Here is a 6,804-nt window from a genome sequence, read left to right as displayed (position 1 = left end):
TGCGGGGTTCACCGGGGGTGCCTCCGCGCGGGGTGCGGGGTGCTTGCCCTTCCCGGTCCTGGGCTCCGGGGGGGGGGGGCCCCCGCCCCCCGGGGGGGGGGGCCCCCCCCCCCCGGGCGGGGGGGGGGGGGGGGGGGGGCCCCGGGGGGGGGGCCCCCCCCCCCCCCCCCCCGCCCCCCCCCCCCCCCCCCCCCCCCCCCCCCCCCCCGGGGGGGGCGTGCCCACCCGCCCACCCGTTGCTCGGGGTTCGAAGGGTCCGGCCCCTGGGGCTGCGCCCCAGACCCCGGCGGGGGCTCCGCCCCCTGCACCCCCGATCGCACCTGAACGGCGCTCGTCCTCAATCGCCGGACGGGCTGAGGTGGCTTGATGCTGCCCAGCACCGGTCCTGCTAGGGGCGCGGGGAACTGCGCGAGGCAGGCAGGGCCACACGTGCTGCCCAGCACCAGTCCCGCCAGGGGCGCGAGGAACTGCGCGAGGCAGGCTGGGACGCACATGCTGCCCGCCACCGGTCCCGCCAGGGGCGCGGGGAACTGCGCGAGAAGCGACCACGGCCCGCACCCGACAGGGGGTTGAGGGGCGCGGGGAACTGCGCGAGCCAGGCTGGGCCACACGTGCTGCTCGGCACCGGTCCTGCCAAGGGGCGCGGGGAACGGCGCGAGGAGCGAGCACGGTCCGCACACGACCGAGGGGCGGGGTGGGGAGATCACCCCAGCAGCTCCACCGGCACCTCCACCCCCCTCCCCCGCAACCACTCCCCCACCCCCTTCCCCTGAGGATCAAACCGCCCCTGCGAAGCAACCCCCTCCCCCAACAACCCCTCCACCACGAAGTTCACCGCCCGCAGGTTCGGCAGAACATGGCGCGTCACCCCCAACCCGCCCACCTCCGGGAGGAGTTCACGGAACAACTCCACCGACAGCGCCCGCACCACCCACCCCCACACCGCATCCGCATCCGCATCCGCATCCGCATCCGCACCGGAACGCACCCACACCCCCACATTCACGTCCCCACCCTTGTCCCCGCTCCGGGCCCCCAGGAGCGTCCCCAGCGGTACGCGTCGCGTGGGCCCCGTGGGGTCGTACGAGAGCGGTGGCAGGGGCGGCTCCGGCACCTTCGACAGGGGGATGGTGCGGGCGGGCGGGGCGATCAACTCCCTTACACCGTCCGCCCGTACGGCCACGTGCTCGACCGACCCGGCCGCGACGTACTGCGCCGAGAACACCCCGTAGGGCGCCCCCTTCCCCGGCGGCGCCGTGACGTGGAAGCCCGGGTAGCTGCCGAGCGCCAGCTCGATCGCCGCGCCGCTCACGACCCGTCCCACCGCCTCCGCATCGGCGTCCCGCACGACGAGCCGCAGCAGCGCGCTGGCCCCCTCCTGCGTGGGCGCATCGGCATGATCGGTGCGGGCCAGCTCCCAACGGACCTCTGCAGGACGGGACTTGGCGCGCGCGAAGGCGTCGTCCACCTGCGCCCGCACCAGCGCCGCCTTCTCCGGCACGTCGAGCCCGGTCAGCACGAACACGACCTCGTTGCGCCATCCCCCGATGCGCGTGATCCCCGCCTTGAGCGTCGGCGGCGGCGCCTCGCCCCGCACCCCGGTGATCCGCACCCGGTCGGGCCCGTCCTGGTCGAGCCGTACGGTGTCGAGCCGCGCGGTGACGTCCGGCCCGGCGTAGCGCGCCCCGGAGGTCTCGTACAGGAGCTGCGCGGTGACCGTGCCGGTGTCGACCGTTCCGCCGGTACCCGGGTGCTTGGTGATGACGCAGCTGCCGTCCGCGTGGATCTCCGCGAGCGGGAACCCCGGCCGCAGCAGACCGCGCCCCGCCCCGCCCTCACCTCCCGGGAGGCCTGCGGGGAAGCCCGCCTCTGCAACCCGCTCGCCGACCTCTGCCGAGGCCCCCTGGGCACTGTTGACGACGTCTTCGGAAACGCCTTCGGAGACGTCTTTGAAGGCACCCTTGAAGGCGTCCTCGAAAGCGCCCTTGAAAGCGTCCTTGAAGAACGAGTAGTTGCCTCCGGTCGCCTGGGTCCCGCACTCCAGGACGTGCCCGGCGACGACCGCGCCCGCGAGCGCGTCGTACTCCTCGGGTCCCCAGTCGAACCACCACGCGGCGGGACCCGTGACCAGCGCCGCGTCGGTGACCCGACCCGTCACCACGATGTCCGCCCCGCCGCGCAGACAGGCCGCGATCCCGGCGCCGCCGAGGTAGGCGTTGGCCGTGAGTGCGCCCTCGGGCAGCGCGAGCGCGTCCCCTTCGACGTGCGCGACCCGCGCGGGCACGCCCACGCGTTCGCTCAACTCCCGTATGGCGTCGGCGAGTCCGGCCGGATTGAGCCCGCCCGCATTGGTGACGATGCGCACCCCGCGCTCGTGCGCGAGGCCGAGGCAGTCCTCCAGCTGGCGCAGGAAGGTCTTGGCGTATCCGAACCGGGGATCGCGCAGCCGGTCGCGGCCGAGGATGAGCAGGGTGAGTTCGGCGAGGTAGTCGCCGGTCAGGACGTCGAGGTGGCCGCCGGTCAGCATCTCGCGCATCGCGTCGAAGCGGTCGCCGTAGAAACCTGAGGCGTTCCCGATGCGCAGGATGGGGGCGTTCTGGCTCACGAGGCGCCTCCTGCGGAGTCCGTACGGGGCGGATGGCCGGGACCGGTCACGGTGTCCGTACGGGGCGGATGGCCGGGACCGGTCGCCGTGTCCGTACGGGGCGGGCGGCCGGGACCGGCCACGGTGTCCGTGCGGCGCGGGCGGCCGGGACCGGCGGGGCCGGCGAAGGCCTGGGCGATGTCGAGCCAGCGGTCGGCGTCGTCGCCCTCCGCGCGGACGTCGGTGTCGGTGCGGTGGAGCCGCTGGGTGACCAGCAGACAGAACTCCAACGCGCTGCCGGTGACGCGCTGTTGGGCGTCCTCGGGACCGTACGTCCAGAGTCCGTGTCCGTCCGGCGCGGTCAGCTCGACGCGGAACTCCTGCGCCGGCGGCTCCAACCCCCGTACCGAGAAGGCGTAGTCGCGGGCGCGAATGCCGATGCGGGCGACATGGCGCAGCCGGTCGGTGGGCCTGCGCGTACGGCCGAGGGCGTCGAAGACGTCCTGCCCGTGCGCCCAGGTCTCCATCAGACGACCGGTGGCCATCGACGCGGTGGACATGGGCGGCCCGTACCAGGGAAAGCGGGCGCCGGGCGGGGCCGCGCGCAGCTCCTCCTGGAGCCGTACGCGGCTGTCCCGCCACCAGGACAGCAGCTCGTCGGGCGGCAGCAGCGCCCCGGCCTCGGCGCCGTCGTCGACGAAGGTGTACGGCGAGGCGACGGCCTTCTCGACCTCGGCGGCGAAGGCCTCGGGGTCGGTGACGGAGAGCAGGGCGGCGGTGTCGGTCCAGGCGAGGTGCGCGACCTGGTGCGCGATGGTCCAGCCGGGGGCCGCGGTGGGCGTCGCCCATTGCGCCGGGCTCAACTCGCCGATGAGGGCGTCCAGTTCGCCTCCCTCGGCGAGCAGATCGTCAAGTACGGCGAGCACGGCGTCGGTTGGACCGGCCGGTTCGGACACGGGGCGCTCCCCTCCGGGACAGCGGGTGTGCCCCGGAGCATGGCAGCCTGTCTGGAAACAAGCAAGCGTGCTTGCATGTATTTCCGGCCGATCGGGTGGGTCTCGGAGTGCGGGGCGCGGCCGCGGGTCGCGGTCGCGGGACGGCCGGGTTGCGGAGTGCGGGGCGCGGTCGCGGGTTGCGGTCGCGGGACGGGCGGAGTGCGGGGTGCGGTCGCGGGGCGCGGTCGCGGGACGGCCGGGTGTGCCTTGCCCGGCGGGTCAAGATCTTCCGGGTCACGGGTCTGTCCCAGCGGGTGGGGCGCGGGGGCGCGCGCACAGGGGGATCGCCGCCCTGCGTGTAACAGGTGTGTCCTGGGGGCGGGTTGGGCGGAACGGTTCAGCGGGGCCGGGTGCTCTAGCTGTGCAGAACGACCGCCCGTATGCCGCCGCACACGCTCCCGCGTCGGCACTCGACGTACCCGACGCACACCGGCCCGTACCGGGCGGACCGTACTGCCAACCGATCCTGAGGAAGAATTCGATGCGCGTTCGCAAGCTCACCTTCGCAGCCCTGGCCGTCGCCGCGGGACTCTCGCTCACGGCCTGCCAGAGCGACGACGGCTCGACGGCGCAGAACGACCCGTCGTCCGCGTCCAGTTCGTCCGCCTCCGGCGGGTCGGGTTCGGGGTCCGGTTCCTCCGGGGCGGGTTCGGCCGGATCGGACCAGGGGGGCGGCAAGGACTCCGCGGGGAAGGGTACCGGCGGCTCGGGCTCGGCCGGTTCGGGCACTGCGGGCTCGGGGGGTTCGGGTGGCAGTGCCAAGGGTGGCAAGTGCCGGACCGCCGACCTGAAGATCTCCGCGTCGGACAGCACGATCGGCGGCGATGCCGATCGTTCCGTCGCGGTGGAGTTCAAGAACGTCAGCGGGCACGACTGCATGCTGTCCGGGTTCGCGGGGGTCGACCTGAAGACCAACGCGGGGTCACTGTCCGCGAAGCGCACGGGCCAGCCGGCGAGCCTGGACACGCTGAAGAACGGCAAGTCGGTGTTCTTCAACATCAGTTACCCGGCCAATGACTCGGGCGGCTCGGGCGTGCGCATCACGGGCCTGCTCGTGACCCCGCCCGGAGAGACGAAGACGGCGACGCTGGCCTGGCCGGGCGCGGCAACGCTGCCGGTGACCGAGGGGGGCGGCTCGCAGGTGAAGGTGGGGCCGATCGGGAGCGCGGGTCAGGGGGGCTGATCGGCCTGCGCGTCGACGCCCCGGGGCGGCTTGGAGTGTGCCTGTGCGCCTGCCCCGGGGCGGCCTCAGGCCCGGGGCGGCCTCAGGTCCGGGGCCCCTCAAACCCGGGGCGGACTCAGGAGTACGTCTTCGTCCCGGCGGCCCTGAGCAGTCGGGCCGCGGCGACCTGCTGGTGGCGGGGCCGGTCCTCGGCCCGCAGCCTGTGCAGCAGCTCGGGCGGTATGCGGTCGGCCCACGGCAGGAGGGCCGCCGTCGCCTGGCGGACCACGGGCGACGCGGGGTCTTCCAGGAGGGGTTGTACGTCCCTGAGGCCCGCGGCGTCCAATGCGCGGAGCCCGGCCACGGCGCCGGCCCGCACGGCGGGTCGGGGGTGGGTCAGGAGCGTCCGCAGGAGGTCGGTGTCCTCGCGCTTCCCGCACTCGCCGAGCCCCACAGTGGCGGCGGGCCACGAGGCGGGGTCGGCGCACAGCGCGCGGTACAGCGGGATCGGATCGATGCCGCCCTGCCGCAGCACATAACGGGCACAGGCGCGCACGACCCCGGCACGGTCGGCGAGGTAGGGCTCGGCGTCGGCGTACCGCTCGGCACGCCGGAGCGCGGTGACCCCGGCCGCACGGATCTGGGGGTGGCGGGCGGTCAGCAGGATGGTGGTGATGGCGGTGGGGGTGGGCGTGGCGTCCGCCGGTTCGGGTTCGTCGGGGGTTGTTTGCTCGGGGGCCGGGTCGGACAGTGCGGGATCGCCTGGGGCCGTCTGCTTCGGGGTGGCGTCCGCCAGTGCGGGATCGCCTGGGGCCGTCTGCGCGGGGGCCGGGTCGGACAGTGCGGCCACGGCTGCTTCCGCGCACAGGGTCTGGACGGCGATGTCGGCGTGGTGGGCGGCGGTCTGCGCGAGCCGCACCGCGGGGAGCAGTCGCCGCTCGACGGCGATGCGGTGGGCGAGGCGGCTCGTGGCCCGGTCGGTGGCGCCGAGCAGAGCCTCGACGTCTGCGGCGGGCCCGGTGCGCAGCGCCTCGGACAGCAGGTCCCGCGCGAAGTCGCCCCGGGAGCGTGCGGCGGTCCGCAGGACGAGGGGGGCGTGTGCGGCGAGCCGGTGCGGGGGTGCGGCGGCCAGGACCGCGCGGGCCCGTTCCCGGACGGGCCCGGCCCAGTCGGCGCAGCGGATGACGATCAGCGGGAGCAGGGCCGGGCGTCCGTCGGCGCGGTCCAGCGCGGCCTCGCGGAGGTGGCCGTCGGGGTGGCAGAGGGCGAGGGCGAGTTCGGCGTCGTCCGGCGGGCCGGTCCAGGTGATGGTGCGCATGAGGGGGCCTGAGCGCTGCCGGCCCGACGGTGAGGCCCTGAGATGGAACAACTCCGGTCTGCGCCAGGCGAGTTCGCGGACCCCGACGTCCAGGTCGACCCAGGCGTCGGGGTCGGCCGGGTCGAGCGCCTGCTCCAGGGGGGTGCCTGCGGCCAGCCGGGTGATGATGTCGTGGGGGTTGGGGTGGCTGGGGGGCATGGGGGTCAGCGTAGTGCGGGGTTCACCGGGGGTGCCTCCGCGCGGGGTGCGGGGTGCTTGCCCTTCCCGGTCCTGGGCTCCCTGGGGCTTCGCCCCAGACCCCGGGGGCGCTTGCCCACCCGCCGCCCGTGCAGGGGGTTGAACCGGCTGGGCCCCTGGGGCTTCGCCCCAAGCCCCGGGGGGTTTGCCCACCCGCCCGCCCGTGCAGCGGGTTGCACCGGCTGAACCCTGGGGCTCCGCCCCAGACCCGCTGAGAGGCTCCGCCCCTCGACCCCGGGCAGGGGCTCTGCCCCCTGCACCCCCGAGGGCGCTGCCCACCCGCCCACCCGTGCAGCGGGTTGGATTGGCCCGGCCCCCTGGGGCTCCGCCCCAGACCCCGGCGGGTTTGCCCACCCGCCCGCCCGTGACGGGGGTTGAAGGGTGCCTGGCCCTGGGGCTGCACCCCAGACCCGCTGAGGGGCTCCGCCCCTCGAACCCCGGCGGGGGCTCCGCCCCCTGCACCCCTGCTCAGGGGCTGCGCCCCCGAACCCCCCTTTCGCGCCTGAAC

Annotated in this window: 4 protein-coding genes; 1 reads left to right on the top strand and 3 read right to left on the bottom strand. The window is 75.2% G+C overall.

The features are described from left to right. Positions 1-703: 703 nt before the first annotated feature. Complete coding sequence (locus tag ACGF3I_RS35125) at positions 704-2,605, bottom strand: acyclic terpene utilization AtuA family protein (protein ID WP_393139380.1); 1,902 nt, start codon at positions 2,603-2,605, stop codon at positions 704-706. Continuing rightward, entirely contained in the window at positions 2,602-3,540 is a 939-nt protein-coding gene (locus tag ACGF3I_RS35120) for a TIGR03084 family metal-binding protein (protein ID WP_393139378.1), read from the bottom strand. The genes ACGF3I_RS35125 and ACGF3I_RS35120 overlap by 4 nt, the downstream gene beginning before the upstream one ends. Before the next feature lie 520 nt (positions 3,541-4,060). On the opposite strand from ACGF3I_RS35120, the gene ACGF3I_RS35115 reads away from it, so the two are divergent. Further along, positions 4,061-4,762, top strand: coding sequence for a DUF4232 domain-containing protein (locus ACGF3I_RS35115; RefSeq protein WP_393139376.1), 702 nt, complete (start codon positions 4,061-4,063; stop codon positions 4,760-4,762). 115 nt (positions 4,763-4,877) lie between these two features. Here ACGF3I_RS35115 and ACGF3I_RS35110 read toward each other — a convergent pair whose 3' ends face one another. After that, positions 4,878-6,257, bottom strand: coding sequence for a hypothetical protein (locus ACGF3I_RS35110; protein ID WP_393139374.1), 1,380 nt, complete (start codon positions 6,255-6,257; stop codon positions 4,878-4,880). Positions 6,258-6,804 lie beyond the last annotated feature (547 nt).

The organism is Streptomyces sp. NPDC048111 (assembly GCF_043202815.1).
Lineage (GTDB): Bacteria > Actinomycetota > Actinomycetes > Streptomycetales > Streptomycetaceae > Streptomyces.
The sequence above is the reverse complement of the archived record's forward strand: the minus strand, read 5'-3'. Positions and strand labels throughout refer to the sequence as shown.

Coding starts and splice junctions, on each gene's coding strand:
- ACGF3I_RS35110 (WP_393139374.1), bottom strand. CDS start 6,257: ATGCCCCCCAGCCACCCCAACCCCCACGACATCATCACCCGGCTGGCC.
- ACGF3I_RS35115 (WP_393139376.1), top strand. CDS start 4,061: ATGCGCGTTCGCAAGCTCACCTTCGCAGCCCTGGCCGTCGCCGCGGGA.